This window comes from Microbacterium gorillae, from assembly GCF_000826185.2.
In the GTDB taxonomy this organism is placed as follows: domain Bacteria; phylum Actinomycetota; class Actinomycetes; order Actinomycetales; family Microbacteriaceae; genus Microbacterium; species Microbacterium gorillae.
On record NZ_LN648875.1, the window covers coordinates 1063677 to 1080793 of the forward strand.

Annotated in this window: 15 protein-coding genes; 5 read left to right on the forward strand and 10 right to left on the reverse strand. The window is 70.5% G+C overall.

Annotation, left to right across the window (positions count from 1 at the left end):
- Positions 1-4 precede the first annotated feature (4 nt).
- Together BN1193_RS14550 and BN1193_RS14555 are read left to right on the forward strand one after the other, a co-directional pair.
- Positions 5-793 carry an alpha/beta hydrolase gene (locus BN1193_RS14550; protein WP_094770556.1) on the forward strand — a complete coding sequence of 263 codons (789 nt, stop codon included), beginning with the start codon at positions 5-7 and terminating at the stop codon, positions 791-793.
- A gap of 131 nt (positions 794-924) precedes the next feature.
- Positions 925-2229, forward strand: a complete 1305-nt coding sequence (locus BN1193_RS14555; RefSeq protein ID WP_052460826.1) for an HNH endonuclease signature motif containing protein — start codon at positions 925-927, stop codon at positions 2227-2229.
- Between the two features lie 66 nt (positions 2230-2295).
- On the opposite strand, the gene BN1193_RS14560 is transcribed toward BN1193_RS14555, so the two are convergent.
- From BN1193_RS14560 to BN1193_RS14595, 8 genes are all read right to left on the reverse strand, one after another.
- Positions 2296-3087: a hypothetical protein gene (locus BN1193_RS14560; RefSeq protein WP_040167579.1), complete on the reverse strand. Its 792-nt coding sequence runs from the start codon at positions 3085-3087 to the stop codon at positions 2296-2298.
- Between the two features lie 72 nt (positions 3088-3159).
- A complete protein-coding gene (locus tag BN1193_RS14565; RefSeq protein ID WP_040167581.1) occupies positions 3160-4878 on the reverse strand; it encodes a CocE/NonD family hydrolase in 1719 nt (572 codons plus the stop codon).
- On the reverse strand, positions 4875-5786 hold the full coding sequence (locus BN1193_RS14570; protein ID WP_040167583.1) for an MBL fold metallo-hydrolase: 912 nt from the start codon (positions 5784-5786) through the stop codon (positions 4875-4877). Before BN1193_RS14570 ends, BN1193_RS14565 begins: the two co-directional genes overlap by 4 nt.
- Complete coding sequence (locus BN1193_RS14575) at positions 5783-6694, reverse strand: alpha/beta hydrolase (RefSeq protein ID WP_040167584.1); 912 nt, start codon at positions 6692-6694, stop codon at positions 5783-5785. The genes BN1193_RS14570 and BN1193_RS14575 overlap by 4 nt, the downstream gene beginning before the upstream one ends.
- Positions 6695-6740: 46 nt before the next feature.
- Positions 6741-7859 carry an FAD-dependent oxidoreductase gene (locus BN1193_RS14580; protein ID WP_040167586.1) on the reverse strand — a complete coding sequence of 373 codons (1119 nt, stop codon included), beginning with the start codon at positions 7857-7859 and terminating at the stop codon, positions 6741-6743.
- A gap of 8 nt (positions 7860-7867) precedes the next feature.
- Positions 7868-8821, reverse strand: a complete 954-nt coding sequence (locus tag BN1193_RS14585) for a phosphotriesterase family protein (protein WP_040167588.1) — start codon at positions 8819-8821, stop codon at positions 7868-7870.
- 1 nt (position 8822) lies between these two features.
- Entirely contained in the window at positions 8823-9176 is a 354-nt protein-coding gene (locus BN1193_RS18185) for a phosphotriesterase family protein (protein ID WP_195907879.1), read from the reverse strand.
- A 61-nt stretch (positions 9177-9237) separates the two neighbouring features.
- Entirely contained in the window at positions 9238-9885 is a 648-nt protein-coding gene (locus tag BN1193_RS14595) for a phosphotriesterase family protein (RefSeq protein ID WP_230206514.1), read from the reverse strand.
- Positions 9886-10071: 186 nt separating this feature from the next.
- Between BN1193_RS14595 and BN1193_RS14600 the strand changes: the two genes are divergently transcribed.
- From BN1193_RS14600 to BN1193_RS14610, 3 genes are read left to right on the forward strand one after another with little or no spacing between them, the layout of a single operon-like run.
- Positions 10072-11334 carry a cytochrome P450 gene (locus BN1193_RS14600; protein ID WP_094770559.1) on the forward strand — a complete coding sequence of 421 codons (1263 nt, stop codon included), beginning with the start codon at positions 10072-10074 and terminating at the stop codon, positions 11332-11334.
- A 12-nt stretch (positions 11335-11346) separates the two neighbouring features.
- Entirely contained in the window at positions 11347-11568 is a 222-nt protein-coding gene (locus BN1193_RS14605) for a ferredoxin (protein WP_230206515.1), read from the forward strand.
- Entirely contained in the window at positions 11565-12704 is a 1140-nt protein-coding gene (locus BN1193_RS14610) for an NAD(P)/FAD-dependent oxidoreductase (RefSeq protein ID WP_040167589.1), read from the forward strand. The genes BN1193_RS14605 and BN1193_RS14610 overlap by 4 nt, the downstream gene beginning before the upstream one ends.
- A gap of 6 nt (positions 12705-12710) precedes the next feature.
- On the opposite strand, the gene BN1193_RS14615 is transcribed toward BN1193_RS14610, so the two are convergent.
- Entirely contained in the window at positions 12711-15806 is a 3096-nt protein-coding gene (locus BN1193_RS14615) for a DUF7824 domain-containing protein (RefSeq protein WP_040167590.1), read from the reverse strand.
- The gene (locus BN1193_RS14620; RefSeq protein WP_052460827.1) at positions 15803-17116 is read right to left on the reverse strand and encodes a hypothetical protein; all 1314 of its coding nucleotides are present in this window, start codon (positions 17114-17116) and stop codon (positions 15803-15805) included. The genes BN1193_RS14615 and BN1193_RS14620 overlap by 4 nt, the downstream gene beginning before the upstream one ends.
- Position 17117 lies beyond the last annotated feature (1 nt).

Sequence of the window (17117 nt, forward strand, 5' to 3'; positions counted from 1 at the left end):
AGAGATGGACCAGAAGCCCGCGGGCGCGAACGCGAAACACCGCGGACTCAAGCTCACCGGGGCGTTCGCGCTGGCGGCCGTGTTCCTGGTCGTCGTGGGTTTCACAGCGTGGGCGACCATCGGCGTGTACCAGCCGGACGACGACGCGATCGCGGCCGTGCGCGCCGACGATCGCGTCTCACTGACGGAAGTGGATGGCAGTTGGGTTCTCTCTCCGACGGGTGAGTCGAACGGCATGGGCGTCGTGATGCTGCCCGGCGCGAAGGTCGATCCGCTCGCATACGCACCGACGTTCGTCGATGTCGCTGCGTCCGGGACCACCGTCGTGATCCCGCACCTGGCGTTCAACCTGGCGTTCCTTGATGTGCGCGGGGTGTCGGACTTCGCCGCGGTCGCGCCGGACGCCTTCCACTGGGCGGTCGCCGGACACTCGCTCGGCGGCGTGCGTGCATGCATGCTCGCGAACGAGGCGACACCGTTGGTGCTGCTCGGGAGCTATTGCGCGACCGACCTGTCCGGGAGCGATGTGGCAGTGTTGAGTTTGGCGGGGTCGAAGGACGGGCTGTCCACGCCGGCGAAGGTCTCGGAGGCTCGGGCGCTGCTGCCGAGCGATGCCGAGATGGTGGTGATCGACGGGGCGAACCATACCTCGTTCGGCGCATATGGACCGCAGAGCGGGGACGGGGTCGCGACGATTCCGGTGGCCGAGGTGCACGCGGATGTGGCTGCCGACATTCGTGAGTTCCTGGGGCGGATCGAGTGGCCCCGCGATACGTCATGGGAGCGGCAATAGTTTCGTGGATTTGTTCCCCTTGATCCTTCGACGATGGCTTGCATGGCGGCGGCACGGGGCATAGGACTGGAGCATACGTAAGTCGCACTGAGTTTCGTAGATTTGTTCCCCATCGGTGGAAGAATGAGGGCATGTCGAACGAGACGAACCCCTTCGGCCACCTGCCTGGCCCCCGTGGATCGGACGCGCGGATGCGTTGGCTGGTCGAGGACACGGTGAGCATCGACGCGGAGATCGCGCGATTGCAGGGGCGTCGTGCCGTGAACTTCGCCGCGGTGCTGGATGTCGCGGAGTGCCGGGCGGAGGGTCTTTCGGCACGCGGTCGCGACCATGAGCTCGCCGTCCGCGAGGTCAGCGCTGAACTGGGCGCGGCCCTGCGGATCAGCGATCGCGTCATCCAGGGCCAGCTCTCCGATGCCTTCACGCTGGTCCACACGTTCCCCCGCACCCACGCGGCCCTCTCCGCCGGCCGCATCTCCCTGGCGCACGCGCGCGTGATCGTGGACGAGGGGAGCCCCATCGAGGACGCTGAACGGAAGGCCGAGTTCGAAGCCGGGGCTGTGGTGGTCGCGGAGGAGGAGTCGGCCTCCCGCTTGCGGCACAGGATCACGATGGACGCAGAGGCCGCCCGGACCGACACGATCGACGAACGCCATCGCGCGGCTCGGGCCGAGCGATGCGTCGACGTGCGCGACGACAGGGACGGGATGAGCGAACTGCACGCCTACCTGCCCACCGTGCTCGCGCACGGCATCGCGGATCGGTTGAACCAGTGCGCGCGGAGCATCAAGAACCACCGTGAAGCGGACAGCGGCGACGAGCCGCGACCGGACGACCGGACGCTGGCGCAGATCACGGCGGACGTGTTCGCCGATCTGCTGCTCGCGGCCGAGCCGACCACCGCCGGCGGGAGTCTGAAGAACGTCCGTGAACACGTCCAGGTGAACATCCCGGCGGATGTCCTCACGGGCGCCTCCACGACGGGGGCCGAGTTGGTCGGACACGGTCCGATCGACTCCGACACGGCACGCACCCTCGCCGCCGTCGCGCCGGGTTGGGACCGGCTGTTCACGCACCCGGTCACCCGCACCGTCCTCAGCGTGGATCGCTACCAGCCCTCACAGGGCCAGCGACGGATCCTGCGGGTTCGCGACGAGCACTGCCGGTTCCCGGGCTGTCGGTACCCGGCCTACCGGTCCGACGCCGACCACACGATCGATGCGGCGCTCGGTGGACCGACGGCGATCAGCAACCTCGGCCACTTCTGCCGCCGACACCACACGCTGAAGCATCACACCCGATGGCGAGCCGACAACCTCCCCGGCGGCATCATCGAGTGGACCAGTCCGCTCGGCGTGCACTACACGGACCGGCCGCCGCGAACCGTCGTGTTCGCCGGCGCCGATGACGGCGCGGAAGACATCCCGCCATTCTGACCGGCGCGCAGGTCGCCGAGCTGCACCGAACGCCAAGCGTCATGGAGCGCCGACGCGCGCGTGCCGTCAGTTCGCCGTGGGCGCCGTGATCGTGATGGGAACCCCGAGGTCGAAGAACGTCTGTGATTGCGTGACCGTCGAACCGAACGCGGAGACCGTAGCCTGCACGCCGACCGGAACCCAGTCCTCGCCGTACCGCAGCACCATTTCGTCGACCGGCACCTCGTTCCAGGTGAACGCTCCATCGCTGACGATCTCGTACGCGTCGACCGTCGTGCCGCCCGGCAGCGTGATCGGCTTGCGCTCCGCGGCGACCGACCAGCCGGGCTGGGCACGGACGAAATCGGCCGTCTGGCGTACATCGGAGAAGTGGGCGTACAGCGCCGCCACGGCCCCAACCATCCGGACCTGGGGGTCACTCGATTCCGGGTCACCCTCGACGAAACCGGAGCCGGTGTCCATCCACATCTTCCCGCCCACGTAGACGACGCGGGCCTCACCGCTCGGCCCCGTCACCGTCCCCTGGAACGCGTAGTCCGGGGCGTAGGTGAAATCGACGGTCCCGCTCAGGTCGTCGTCCAACATCATCCGCCCGGAGCCGTAGGACGATAGCGCCACCGCCACGCACTCCCCCAGCGTCGCACCGGCGAAATGCGCTCCCGGAGCCAGGTCGAGCGACGCGCACTGCGCCGGCACCGTGCGTCCCTCCGCGACAGGTTCCTCGGTCGGCGTCGCGGACGGCGCCTCCGTCGGGGCTGCGGCGGACTCCGTCGGCTCCGCGGACGGAGCGGTGCACCCGGTGAGGGTGAGCACCGCCAGCCCGATGAGCACCGGAAGGGTGCGTGTGAACCGGGCCATGACGTGCCCCTCTCCCGGGATCCCCCGCGTCGACTCTCGCCTCATCTTATGAGGGCGAAACCGCCCCCATGATCAGGCCTTCGTGAACGGCAGGACCAGGCGGGACGGGTGCTGTGCGTCGCGGTAGATCTTGTGCGTCACCGGCCGCCCCACCGGGAGGTGGAAGGCGTCCGGCGGCAGCAGCGCATTGTGCTCGTCGGCGAGCGGCTCATCGTTGGACAGCTCGGCGACAAGGCGGTGCCCCGGAAGCAACACCGCCGCGAACGGGTAGATCCGCAGCACGTACTCCTCGATCACGCCCGGCTCCACCGGCACCGCACGCGTGTGCGGGTGCACCGGGTTCCCCAGCGCGGACTCCGGCGACAGCTCGCGGTGCGAGGCCTTCAGGTACGCCGACGTCAGCAGCTGCCGCTTCCCGCCCGGCGCCTCGTCCCAGAACCGCATGATGAGGTTCGTGTCGGGCTGGTCGATCTCGACGAACAGGTGCGCGGCGCCGGTACCGATCATCTCGGTCGGCTCCTCGAACGGCGCCGTGGACCAGGACAGCACCTCGACCGTGTCCGTCACCGTGAGCGGGGCCTGGAAGAACCCGTCCGGCGCGGCGTACTCGACGTTCATGATCTCCGGCTCCGGAGACAGCCGCCGACGGGTGCGCAGGTACAGGTTCGTGTAGTCGATGTCCTTCGGCGGGAACGTGTCCGCCGTCAGGTACTCGCGCGTCCCCTCGACGAACACCTCGACGCGCGGCTCGTCCATCACGCCGTTCTCGATGCCCTTGATCCAGTAGTCGTACCAGCGGAACATCTTGTCGTATTCCTCGACCCACGGACGCGACTGCATGGGCGGGTACGGGCCGATCGAGAGCTTCTTGTGCTCGCTGCCGACGGCGTGGAACGCCTCGATCGTCCCGTCCACGGTCCACCCGCGACCCTGATCGATCTGCAGCCACGTGGGCACCTCGATCTGCGGCGCGAGGTTGACCGGGTTGCGCTCCTCGTACCATTCGCCGTCGAGCTCGTTCGTGATGATGTCGAACCACGCCTCGTGGTGCTTCGGGTAGTGCAGGGTGTGGACGAGGTTCGGCCAGGCCTGCACGTCCGGGTCCGCCAAGCGCGCGGCCACGCGAGCCTTGACCTCCTCGTCGGACACCGTCTCCAGCATGCGCGAGGTGATGCGATCGGTGAACGCCCACCCCGAGTCGCCACCGCGGCCCTCGCGCGCGGCCCGCGGCATCAGCCACATGATGCCGCCGTGATAGGTCGTCTCGTAGAAGTCGTAGTGCCCGCCCGAGATGAAGATGGCCTTGAGGTGCGGCGGACGCTCCGCCGCGGCCAGCATCTGCATCGACCCGAAGTAGGAGATGCCGATCATCCCCACCCGGCCGTCGCACCACGGCTGCGCCGCGACCCACTCGATGAAATCGTAGGCGTCCTGGCCGAGCGAGACCCCACCGGCGTTGTAGTTGCCGACGTGGTCGCCCTCGGACCCGCCGGACCCGCGGATGTCACCGATGACGTGGACGTAGCCCTCGTCCACGACCCGCGCGATGTCCCCGGCCTCGATGCACCCATCCCACATCGGGGACGGACGGCGCTGCGGCGGCATGGTGAGGGCGAGCGCCTGCAACTCCTTGCCGTAGGGGCTCAGCGCCACGAGCGCCGGACGCGGCGTCACGGCCTCATCGGTGTACGCGTCGGCGACGAGGTTCACGCCGTCACGCATGGGGACCGTGAGGTCCTTCATGACCGAGATCGTGGCGTTGCCGGCCTGAATGGTGTGGGTGGTGGTCATCGGTCGCTCCCGACGTGGCTCGTATAGGCGTTCATGGTGGTGAAGAAGGGCGCGGGTTCCTGCGCCGGGTTCCCGGTGTAGCCGAGCGCTTCGGCGACAGCCTGGAACGGCGAGTATGGCGAGTCCGTGGCCTCGGCGGGGTGCGCGAGGAAGGCGGCGCGGATACGAGCTTCGTTGTCGAGAGATCCTTGAATGGCTTCGAGCGCGTCGGCCGCGTCGAGCACCTCCGGAAACTCCGACCCGTCCTGACGGCGATACGGGTGGCCCAGGTACAACCGCTCGGGCTTCACGACGTCGCGCAGATACTCCAGGCTGGCGCGGTAGGCGTCCGGGTCCTCGTATCCCGGGAACCCGCTCGCGGCACCGTACGCCTGGACGGCGTCGCCGACGAAGACGTCGCCGGTGCCCTCGATCTCGTACGCGACCTCCCCGGGGGTGTGCCCCGGAATCGCATGCACGCGCACTCGAACGTCGCCGAGATCCAGCGCCTCGCCACCGCTGACCGTGCAGTCGGGGTCGAGCTCGCCCCCGATCGCCGCGCGCAGCTCGGCGCGGTGCGCGTCCTCGTCCCCCGACACGAAGTGTCCGCGGCCGTCGCGCCGTTCGGCGACGTGGGCCTCGCGAGAACGCAGGAAGTCGGCGTCCGCGGTGTGGATCACGACGTCGGCGAGGCCCCCGGTCAGCTCGCGAAGCCCCGCAGCCCCGCCGATGTGATCGATGTGGCCGTGCGTGAGCAGGATCCAGCGCACGTCCGCGATGTTCCGGCCGAGGGCCGCGACCTGCGTCGCCATCCCCGCCGGGGACTCCGCGACGCCGGTATCGACGATGGCCGGACGCTCGGCGTCGATGAAGAAGCTTCGCAGGCTGAACCGGCCCCACGGCGCGACGAGCGGGTGGACGATGCTCATCGCGCGTCCCGGACGAAGTCGGCCGTCTGGGCGAACGCCCGGCCGAACTCGGGCAGCCAGAAGAAGTGCTGCACGAACCCGTGCCCGGCACCGACGTAGCGCTCCTGCTCGACGCGGACACCCGCCTCCCGCAGCCGGACGGCATAGGTCTCGCCCTCGTCCCGCATCGGGTCGAACTCGCCCGTCAGGATGAGCGCCGCCGGAAGCCCGGCCAGATCCGCCCGTTTGATCGGCGAGACACGGGGGTCCCGGACGTCCGCACCGCTGTCCAGATAGAACTGATTGAACGGGGCCATGCCGGCCGTCTCCAGCCCGTAGCCGACCGCATTCTCGGTCAGGGACGGGTAGCGGTCGAGGTCCAGATCGAAATCGAGCGCCGGGTAGTAGAGCACCTGGTGCGTGATGCGATCGATGCCGCGGTCGTGCAGGTCGGCCGCGACCGCCGTCGCGATCGTGCCGCCGGCGCTGTCGCCGACGACCGCGAGCGTCCCACCGTCCCAACCGAGGTCGGTCGGATCGTCGATGATCGCCGTGAGCACGCTCGCGGCGTCCTCGAGCGCCGCCGGGAACGCATGCTCGGGCGCGAGCCGGTAGCCGACCGACACCACGCGGAGCCCGGTCGCGGTGGCGAGGTGACGCGCGATGTGGTCGTGCGTGTCCAGGCTGCCGAGGAAGAACGCCCCGCCGTGGAAGTAAACGACCACGCCGCCCGGCTCCGCAGAGTCGGCGTAGACCCGAACCGGGACACCGCCGACCGTGCGGTCTGCGACGTGTGCGACCGGGTGCCGCTCGTCGAGCGGCGGAACGTGCGACGCCTCGTCCGCGCGCATGGCGGCGGGGTCCAGCGGACCGGGCTCACCCTGCGGCAGGGAGGCGAGGCGGTCCGCGATCGTCGGATGCAGTGGCATCGTCAGGCCTCGACCTTCGCGACGGGAATCGGATACGACGGCATGCTCAGGCCTCGACCTTCGCGGAGTCACCATGCTGCCCGGGGAAGCCGTCCTCGAGGTTGTCGCCGTCCCAGCCGCCGCGGGAGATGCGCTGGTACTCGTCGGTGATCGGCTTGCGCGCGGCCTGGAAGGCCGCGAGCCCGGCGGCGACGGAGTCCGCGTCGCGCAGCGCCTCGGCGAGGCCCTTCGCGTCCAGCACGGCCGAGTTCGCACCCTGCCCCTGGTGATGCAGCATCGCGTGGGCGGCGTCACCGATGAGGACGACGGAGTCGGTGTGCCACCGATCCACGGAGTCGATGTCGTGCGCGGAACGGCAGTTGATCGCGTCCAGCGCGATCGTCCGGGTGACCTCCTGGAAACGCTCGTCGAAGCCGTCCATCGACGCGACGAGCTGCTCTCGGGTGACCTCCGGCGACCACGTGGCGTCGTCGGACGGGACCGTGATGTCGAAGGAGACCTGGCCGCGGTGCTTCAGCGGCAGCAGGTACAGGTGGCGGTTCGTGGGGGCGTCGAAGTAGATGTGGAAGTCGTTGTCATCCTCGAAGACGCCCGGCACGAGATCGATGTCGAACACGGCACGATAGGCGTGCTCGCCGGCGAACACCGGCGCCTTGTCGCTGAAGAACGCCCGACGCACGCGCGAGCTGATCCCGTCCGCGCCGATCACGAGGTCCGCCTCGACGCTCGTCCCGTTCTCGAACGTCACGGTCGCGGTCGTGCCGTGATCGACGATGTCGACCAGGCGGTGCCCGAAGCGCACCATGCCCTCGGGCAGCACACCGAGCAGCGCGTCGATGAAGTCGCGGCGGTGGATGAAGTGCGTCGTCGTGCCGAAGACGTCCTTCTCCGGCCACTCCTCCGCGTGGATGAGCTGACCCTGCGGCGTGATGATCCGCAGGCCGTGACTGGCCGAGCTGACCGCCTCGATCGCGCCGTCGATCCCCCACTCGCGGAACGCTGCCATGGACGAGGGACGGAGGCCGATGCCGGCACCGACCTCACCGGCCTGCGTGGCCTGCTCGTAGACGGTGACGTCGGCGCCCAGCAGGCTCAGCGCCTTCGCGGTGGACGCCCCGGCGTATCCGGCGCCGATGATCGCGACGCGCAGTCCGTTCAGTTCCATGATCTGTCTCAGCTTTCGGGGGTGAAGAAGTCGGCGACGTTGTCGACGAAGAGGCGGGTGATGGTGGCGTCGTCGACGCCGTCCGAGCGGAGGTCCGGGATCAGCTGCTCGAACAGGTAGTTGATCGTGTGGCCCTTCACGCCGGGCCAGCCGAGCGGCGAGCAGTTGGCGTCCGCGGCGACGAGGACCCGGTCCACCTGCCCGGCGCGGAGGAACCGCATCAGGTGCTGGAAGCGCTCGTCGCGGTGACGGCCCCAGAACGGCGGGTCCGGCAACTCCAGGTCGTAGCCGAACGTGTCGAAGCCGATGCGCCCACCGGCGGCGAGGATGCCCTCCTCGTCGACCTTGCCCTGGCTGACGCCGTCATCCGCGTGGCCGAACAGCACACGGTTCGCCGACAGCCCCTCCTCGGCGAAGATGTCGAGCGCGGGCTGCGAGTCGACGGCGAGGTGGGTGAGGATCGGCACGCCGGTGGCGAGCGACGCGCGCGCGGCGGCGCGGTAGATCTTGAGGTCCAGGGGCAGCATCTTGAAGCCGCGGCTGACGCCGACCTTGATGATGCCGGCCTTGCCACCGGTGGTGCCGATGCCGACCGTCAGCTCGTGGACGAACTGATCGACCAAGTACTCGACGCTCGCGTCCGCGAAGTGCTTCAGCGCGGTGTCGCCGCCGACGAAGCCGGTGGCCGCGACGATGTGCACGCCGGTCTTCTCGGACAGCGACTGGTAGTAGTTGATGTCGCGCCCGTTGCAGATGCCGGTGGCGTCCACGAACGTGCTGCCGCCGTACTCGCGGAACGCACGCAGCTTCGGCACGGTCTCGGCGTAGCGCTCCTCCGGGCTCTTCCACCACTTCGTGTCGAGCTCGCTTCCGGGCATGCCGTAGCCGACGTGCTCGTGGATCGAGGTGAAGCCCAGCTCCGCGGTGGAGATCGGACCGAGGACGGTGTTCACGTGTGCCATGTCAGGCCTCCACTCGGGCGAGGAGATCGCGCGGGTTATCGGTGAGAATTCGGGTGATGTCGTCGTCGGACACCCCGGAGTCCCGCAGCGCGGGGACGAAAGTCGTGAGGACCGCGGCGTAGTCGGCAGCGGGGGCGTCGAAGCCCTTCGCGACACCGACCGACCCGGACGACAGCACGATGCGGTCGACACGTCCGGCGGTGATGAGGCGCCGCACCAGGCCGACGCGCTCGGCGTCCGTCAGGTACGCATCATCGACGGACCCGACGTGATCGATCGCGACGAACGCACCGGCTGCGACGAACGCAGCGGCCTGCTCCGCGCGGTCGCGGCGGTCGGCACTCGCGATGACCACACGCGGCGAGCCCTCCTCCGCGCTGATTGCGGGGGTCCACCGCCGCCACCCCGCCCGTCTCCTATACACAGTCGCGGCGGTCGGCACTCGCGATGACCACACGCGGCGAGCCCTCCTCCCCGCTGATCGCCGGGGCGGCGGCGGGGTCCGCGGCGGAGAAGGACAGGGCGACACCGGTCGCGGCGGCGGCACGCGCGGCACCGCGCAGCAGGCTGAGGTCGGTGGCGGTCGGCTCCGGCTCGGTGAGCGCGGTGACGACGAGTCCGGCACCGCCGCGACGCTCGACACGCGGCACGACCATGCCCTCGGTGATCTCGGCCGAGAAGAGCTCGGCGAAGCGCTCGGCCGGCCAGGGCGTCGGCGGGTTCGTCTGCGGCGTCAGGAAGTAGCCGCCGAGGTTCTCCTCCGGACCCATGCCCGTCGAGGCGACGATGTGCACGCCCGTGGCCCGGGACAGCGCCTCGTACAGCTTCACGTCCCGCCCGTGGAACATGCCGGGGCGGTCGACGATCGTGCCGCCGCCGGCCGTCCGGAACGCGACGAGAGCGGCTTCGAGCCGGTCGAAGATCTCGGCGCGATCCATCGTGATGTCGTACGCGTACTGGGCGCCGGGGACGACCGACAGCAGGGACTCGTGGACGGCGATCACGCCGAGGTCGTCGACCCCGACGGGGCCGAGGACGGTGGTCACGAAGGCTTCGTTGCTCACGCTGCTCCTCATTGAGTGGATGGGGACGGCCGGTCCGGCAATCCGTTCCGTCACTTTACATGACGTAAACCGAGTCTGCTAGAGGTTTGCGAGAATTTTCTTTACATCATGTAAACCCATACGCTTTACTATGCGTAAAGCGTAGTGCGTTGCCGCACCGCATCCATCGAGACTCAAGGACGAGACATGACGAACACGCCTCCCGCTGCGAACATCGACGACACCCACACCCAGTCCACGCCGGCCTCAGACATCGACGGCACCACGACCGAGGGCGCCACCACTCCGCCCACCTCGGACATCGACCTGTTCGCCGACGACATCCTCGTCGACCCCTACGAGACGTTCACGGCGCTGCGGGAGCTCGGGGCCGTCGTCCACCTCCCCCGCAACGACGTCTACGCGCTGACGCGATACGACGCGATCCGTGACGCCCTCGGCGACTGGGAGTCGTTCTCGTCGACGTCCATCGGCTTCAACCCGATGGTCAACGAGGCCCTCACCGGAACGTCCCTCCGCTCGGACCCGCCGGAGCACACGACGCTGCGCGCCACCCTGTCCGCCAACCTGACTCCCCGCTCGCTCCGCGGCCTCGGCACGCAGATCGAGGAGAAGGCCAACGCCCTGATCGCAGACCTCGCCGCCCGCGGTGGGTTCGACGCGATCGCGGACCTCGGCCGCGCCTTCCCGCTGGAGATCGTCGCCGACCTGATCGGCTTCACCGGCGACGCGAAGGACAACATGCTGCGCTGGGGTCAGGCCGCGATGGAGGTCATCGGCCCGATGAACCGGCGCACGCAGGAGCACTTCCCGATCGCGGGCGAGCTGTACGCGTGGTGCAGCACGGTGACGGCCGACGACCTCGCCGAGGGTTCCATCGGGCGCGGCATCTTCGAGGCCGAGCTCGCCGGAGACATCCCGGAGGGCAGCGCGGGCCACATCATCCACCAGTACCTCGGCGCCGGCGTCGACACCACGGTCGCCTCGATCGGCAACATCGTGGCGCTGTTCGGCCGCTACCCGGAGCAGTTCGACCTCGTCCGCCAGGACCCGACGCTCGTACCGTCGGCCTTCGCCGAGGTGCTGCGGTACTGGTCCCCGGTGCACGCCTGGGGCCGCCGCGCCACCCGCGACGTCGTGGTCGACGGCGTGACGATTCCGGAAGGCGCGCAGGTCGCGATCCTCTTCGCGTCCGGCAACCGCGACGAGCGGCACTTCCCGGACGCGGACGTGTTCGACGTGACGCGGAACGCCGTCGACCACCTCGCGTTCGGCTACGGACCGCACGGCTGCGCCGGTCAGGGCCTGGCGAAGCTCGAGGCGCACGCCATCATCCGCGCGCTCGCCACCCACGTCGAGTCCTTCGGCGTCGGCGACGAGGTGCGCGAGCCCGCCAACATCACGCGCAGCATCTCGGCATTGCCGGTGCACGACGTCGTCCCGGCTTGAGGAGGAATTGCGATGAACACGGAGCGAGTGGAGATCATGGACATCGAACTGGATCGACCGCGCTGCGAGGGCCACGGCCTGTGCGAAGAGGCGGCCCCCGAGCTCATGCACCTGGACGATGACGGCGAGCTGGTGCTCGACGTCGTCACGGTCAGCGGCGACGCCGTCGCCCGCGCGCAGGCCGCGGTGCGGGTCTGCCCGGTCGCCGCGCTGCGCCTCTCCGACGCGTCATGACCGCCACGATGGAGCGGATCGTCGTCGTCGGCAACGGCATCGCCGGGCTGACCGCGTGCGACACCCTCCGCGACCGCGGCTTCACCGGCGACCTCGTCGTCGTCGGCTCCGAGGAGTGCGCGGCGTACAGCCGTCCGGCCCTGTCGAAGGCCCTGCTGAAGCCGGACGCCGACCTCACCGCGCACGAGCTGCCCGCCTCCGGCCACGGCGCCCGGGAGCTGCTCGGGCGATCCGCGACCGGGCTCGACGCCGACCGCCGCGTCGTGGTCCTGGACGACGGTGAGGAGCTGTCCTACGACGGACTCGTCATCGCGTCCGGCTCCCGCGCGCGACGCCTGAGCGAGCACCCGCGCGAGCTGACGCTGCGCGATCTCGCCGACGCGCACGCGGTCCGGGACGCCCTCGCCGGTGCGCCGGACGTGGTGGTGCTCGGCGGCGGTGTGCTCGGCATGGAGGTCGCCTCCGGGGCCGTCGCCGCGGGCTGCCGCACCACGCTCGTCGCGACGTCCGAGCCGATGTCGCGTCAGCTCGGCGCGCACGTGTCCGGGTTGCTGACCGCGTCCGCCCGAGTGCAGGGGCTGGAGATCGTCGTGGTCGACGGTGCGGTGGTGGAGGAGCGCGACGGATGCCCCGTCGTCGTCAGCGACACCGGCAGGGTGTTCGCGGCCGACGTGCTGATCAGCGCGGTCGGCGATCAGCCGAACATCGAGTGGCTGGCCGAGTCCGGCCTGCTCACCGACGGCGTCCTGTCCGTCGACGCGCACGGCCGCGTCCGGGACGACATCGTCGCCGCCGGTGACGTCGCGCACTGGGGCGGGCTGCCGCGCCTGGCCCTGTGGACCAACGCGATCGAGCAGGCGAAGGTCGCCGCGTCCGCCCTCCTGGATCCGGACGCTCCCGAACTCGCGTTCCAGCACTACTTCTGGACCGAGCAGTTCGGCCACTCCGTGAAGGCCGTCGGCGATCTTCCCGTGTACGGCGCCCCCGAGGTGATCTCTGGCGAGGCCGGTGGCACCCCGGCGGTGCTGCGGTGGACGCACCCGGACGGATCACGCACGGCCATCGCGATCGACCAGCGCATCCCGATTCCGAAGCTGCGTCGCCTCACCGCGCCCGGTGCTGACGGAAACGGGTGACGGGCGTCACACGCCGAGAAGGTCCCGCAATGCGGCGGCCTTGCGCTTCACGGCCGCGGACGGCGACGACGCCGCGAGGTCGGCGAGACCGGGCCACGCCGCGTGCTCGGCGGGAAGCAGGCCGCGGGCGGCCGCCTCGCGCAGCGGGAGGGCGAACTCCGTGGCCACGTCGATGATGCGCACGAGCCACCGGGGTGGAGTGCCGGACAGTGTGCTCGCGTAGCGGATCGCGCCGGTGAGCACGGGGTACAGGCCCGGCAGCGTCTCCGGGTAGCGCGGTAGTAGCCGCACGATGCGGTGCGGGTCGAACCCGTCGACCGGGAGCAGGTCGGTCAGCGCCGAGCCGATCGCCGTCGCACCGACCTGGCCGCGCGAGATCGCGCCGGCGAACGTGTAGAAATGGTACGCGTCCGGCGTCTGGAGCATGGTGACGAGGACCCGCACGAGGGACTCCGACAGCGGGGTCGCGGGGCCATCGTGACCCTCGGATGCGATGAGGCGATCGCCGTCGAAGCGCAGGTATGTGTTCGGTCCGACCATCGCCACGCCCTCATGCGGCAGCCCCCAGACCCAGCGGCCTTCGTAGGTGTGCCGGGAGCCGTCAGACAGGGTGATCCGCGCCTGGAACGACTTCGCCGCACGGTCGATCTCGACGGCGACGGTCGCCCCGTCGGCGGCGGCGACCGGATCCGCGATCGTCGGCCACGCCGCGGCGAACTCCTCCTCGCTCAGGGCGGCACGAGGCGCGGGTTCCGGGACCACCACCTCGGGCAGCTGCGCGACCAGGCTCTTCGCCGCGACGACGGCGTTCGACGACCCGCGACGCGCGGCGAGCAGCCGGACGCCCGGAAGCGCGAGCGCATCCTCCGATGCCAGACCGGCGTCGATCGCCGCGCGCACCTCGGGGAGCATGCGTTCCAGCAGCTCCACCGCCTCGGCGGTCCCCGGCGCCACGCGCGTTCCCGCCCCGGTGATCGCGATGACGTCCGCGACCAGCGGCCAGACCGCCGAGAGCAGCCCCGCGTTCGCCAGCTCCTCCCACGCCACCACGCGTGCCGCGATGTTCGGGATCGTCCCGGCCCGCTGCAGGCGATCGGCCGAGGCGACCCCGGGCAGGAGCACACCGGCTTCCCACGCGGCGATCGGCGTCTCCAGATCGACCCTGCCCTCACCGACGCCGGAGAGCAGCTGGGACGACGGCGCGACACCGTTGGGACGCGAGCGCACCGCCGCGGTCTCCGGCGCGTTCCACCCGGGTGTCGCTTCCGGCCACGTCGGCCACTCCGCGATCTCGTTACGCCGTGCCGTCGGACGATCCGGCAGGTCCCGGAACGCCGGATGCGCGGGCAGAGGCAGGGGTGTGTTCTCGCGATCGACGCCAGGATGCTCCGGCACCGCGGCGAGCCAGTCGGCGAGCAGCTCCCCCGTCGTGCGCGGGACCACCGAGCCGTCCTGCAGCGCGATCGGAACCTCGGTCGCCTCCAGCTCCGCGCCCAGCGCATCGGTCAGATCCGAGACGTCGAGCCGCGACAGCGCCAGACGCAGGTCGGCCTCCAGCGCCGGTGCATCCGCCGCGCGGTACGCCGACAGCCGCGACGCGAGATCGGCGGGATCGACGCGGAAGTCGTCCCAGCTCGGCGTCGACAGGAGCACCGGCACGTCACCGAGGCGGAGGAACAGGGCAGCTTCGCGTGCTTGCAGCGGGGTGGCGGACTGGTAGCCGCTGCGATCAGCGCCGTTCACGTCGGTGCCGTCGCGCCACCCGGCGACGCCCCGCAGGCCCGCGAACCAGGTGGAACGGACGCCTCGCAGCGCGGCTCGGGCGGCCTCCGGATCGCGGAACGCCACAGCCGCGACGATCGACAGGAAGCGCTCCACGTCCAGCGTCACCGGCTCCGGACGACGCGCGAGCAGCGTGGAGGTCAGCGCAGTGAGATTCTCGGCGTCGGCCGGTCCGGCGTCGAAACGGGGCACGTCCGCAAGCGGTGGGGTCGGGCGCCAGAGTCCCCGCACCGGTGCGGGCCCCTCGTCGGGGTCGGGCTCGGCCTCAAGCTGCCACTCGTCCAGGAGTCGCCGCGCGAGCGTCGCCACCTTCTTGTCCTTGTGGCCGACCAGCGGGGCGACCGACTCGCCGATCATCGCCGCGAAGTCCGGGCCGGGCTGCGGTTCGGCGAGAGCGGCCGCGAGCACGGTGGCCTTGGCCTTCGCACTCTTCGCGCCCAGCCCGATCAGCAGCACCTGCAGGGTCAGGTCGTCGTCGCGCGCCGCCAGCAGAGTAGGGGCGAAGCGGGTGATCACCGTGTCGTCGGCGACCGACATCACGGACACGACGGTGCCGGCGTGCTCGCGGACGAACGCGTCCGGCGTCTGCAGGTCGTCCATCAGCACCGCCGCCCAAATCTTGCGGTCGCCGGGCCGGGTGGCCGACTCCATCGCCTGCAGGACGAGGTCGCGTGCCTCGTCCCGGGAGATCAACTCGTCGCGCACGCCGTACGCGACGATGCGCTCCCATCGTCCGGACGGTTGCACGCCCGTCGCGAGGACGAGCCGCAGGTGCTCGGCGAATCTCGCGCGCATGACCTCGACCGGGAGGACAAACTCCGGACTCCGCTCCGTCGTGCCGCTGATCGCGGACTCCGCCAGGTGCGCCCAGCGCCGCAGGTACTCCTCCGCGGTCGGGATGTCGATGCCCAGCGCGTTCACCGCGATCACGATCGGTGGTGACGACAGACGGAGCGCTCGGCGCTGCTTCGCGAATGCCGCCACCGTGGCCGGGCCGCAGGCGGTGAGCACCTCCCCCTGCCGCGTCCACGGAAACGTCACCGGGAAGACATCGACGGCTCGCCGAGCGGGCACTCCCAGTCGCAGCGCGAACGCCCCGAGCATCGCGGCGTCCACCGGAATCAGGCTCTCGCGGGAGGTGGAGTTTCCGCGGCGTACCCATTCCGACCACTCGCCTTTCGCCAGTCCGGCCTTCGCGATGCGCTGCTGTGCGGGCGATCCGAGCGGCAGGGTCGCAGCGAGGGCGCGGTCCGCGCCGTCCCACCCGAGATCGCGGAAGACCTCGATCGCAGCCAGAAGCCTCGGGTCGAGATCGGTCATGACGCGCCCTTCGTGAGCATGACGGCGAGGATGTGCGCACACGGGCCCCGACCGCTGCCGTGACGCATCGCCCAGACACAGGTGCAGGAGTGTCCGTCCGCCGTTTCGCGAACGGTGTGCGTACTGGTTCCGGCATCGACGATCCACGCGTCGCCGTCGCGCCGCACGCCACCCGGGGTCTGGACAAGACGCTGGGCGCGCGCGAGACGCGGGTTGTCGCGGTCCACGCGGTCCGGATCGTCCGGGAGCTCGCGATGGAAGTGCGCCTGCTCGCGCGGATCCCAGCCGACGCGGCCGGATGCGGCGAGCACCGCGAGCGCGTCCCGCACGTCCGTGGTGGCCAGGTCGGCGTCCCGAGCGAGACGGTCGACGTCGATGACGGGATCGAAGGACAGCAGCGCGGACAGGGTCTCGGCGTTCTCCAGCGCGTCGGGCGCGGCGAGGGAGACCAGCAGCGACCCCTCGCCGGAGTATCCGCGCGAGGCGTTGTCGGTGAGGGCGACGAGCAACCGGGCACCGGCGACCTCGAGCTCCACGGCGGCGGGTCCGGCGCCGTCCGGCGGGCCGTAGACGGTGAGCGAGCGGACCACGGTCACCAGGCGTTTGAGTCCCCCGAGCCGATGCAGCCCGCTGACGAAGACCGCCCCCGGGGTCGCACGCGGCGCGACGCGCATGCCGGTCGGGACGGCGGTGAGCCAGCCGTCCTTGCCGGCACCGACCGGCAGGCTCGCCAGAAAGGTTCGCGCCTGTGCGGCGGAGATCGTGAACGCGGGGGTCAGCGTGGCGTGCAGCTCGGACGCGTTGCCGAACGCGCGCACCCAGCGGTCCGGCATCTGCACCGGATGCTCCGTGGCGTCCCGCTCCGGGGTCGCGGCGGTGAGGCCGTGGGCCCCGATCTCCAGGTGCAGGAGGTCGTTCGTCGTGATCGCCGACAGCGCCTGACGCATCGTCGGCCCGATGTCGACGTTCGTGGTGCCGAAGCCGATGTCGCCGCCGTCCACCCCGTCCGCGAGCAGATCGAGCCGCGCGTACACGCTGTTGTCCGCCGAGAACACCTCCGCCCGCAGCCGGTCACCGTGGGCGGTGAGAACCGGGTCGCGTGCAGTCGTCGGCCGCGGCATGAAGTAGCGGGTCGCGGTGATGTCGGCGAGGGTCACGAGTCCGAGCGCGAGCGAGCGCGGCTCCGTCGCGAAGCCCCGGAAGAACATCGGCGCAGGATCGACCCCCGCGGGCGTCAGCGCGGGCGCGAGCGCGAGCAGAAGTCCGTCCGTCCCCGCCATCGATTCGGCGACATATCCCCGTGTCGTCACG

Excerpts from the sequence above, each read along its gene's own strand:
- BN1193_RS14550 (WP_094770556.1), top strand. The coding sequence starts at position 5 with ATGGACCAGAAGCCCGCGGGCGCGAACGCGAAACACCGCGGACTCAAG.
- BN1193_RS14610 (WP_040167589.1), top strand. The coding sequence starts at position 11,565 with ATGACCGCCACGATGGAGCGGATCGTCGTCGTCGGCAACGGCATCGCC.
- BN1193_RS14580 (WP_040167586.1), bottom strand. The coding sequence starts at position 7,859 with ATGGAACTGAACGGACTGCGCGTCGCGATCATCGGCGCCGGATACGCC.
- BN1193_RS14555 (WP_052460826.1), top strand. The coding sequence starts at position 925 with ATGTCGAACGAGACGAACCCCTTCGGCCACCTGCCTGGCCCCCGTGGA.
- BN1193_RS14560 (WP_040167579.1), bottom strand. The coding sequence starts at position 3,087 with ATGGCCCGGTTCACACGCACCCTTCCGGTGCTCATCGGGCTGGCGGTG.
- BN1193_RS14565 (WP_040167581.1), bottom strand. The coding sequence starts at position 4,878 with ATGACCACCACCCACACCATTCAGGCCGGCAACGCCACGATCTCGGTC.
- BN1193_RS14605 (WP_230206515.1), top strand. The coding sequence starts at position 11,347 with ATGAACACGGAGCGAGTGGAGATCATGGACATCGAACTGGATCGACCG.
- BN1193_RS14570 (WP_040167583.1), bottom strand. The coding sequence starts at position 5,786 with ATGAGCATCGTCCACCCGCTCGTCGCGCCGTGGGGCCGGTTCAGCCTG.
- BN1193_RS14615 (WP_040167590.1), bottom strand. The coding sequence starts at position 15,806 with ATGACCGATCTCGACCCGAGGCTTCTGGCTGCGATCGAGGTCTTCCGC.
- BN1193_RS14575 (WP_040167584.1), bottom strand. The coding sequence starts at position 6,694 with ATGCCACTGCATCCGACGATCGCGGACCGCCTCGCCTCCCTGCCGCAG.
- BN1193_RS14585 (WP_040167588.1), bottom strand. The coding sequence starts at position 8,821 with ATGGCACACGTGAACACCGTCCTCGGTCCGATCTCCACCGCGGAGCTG.
- BN1193_RS14600 (WP_094770559.1), top strand. The coding sequence starts at position 10,072 with ATGACGAACACGCCTCCCGCTGCGAACATCGACGACACCCACACCCAG.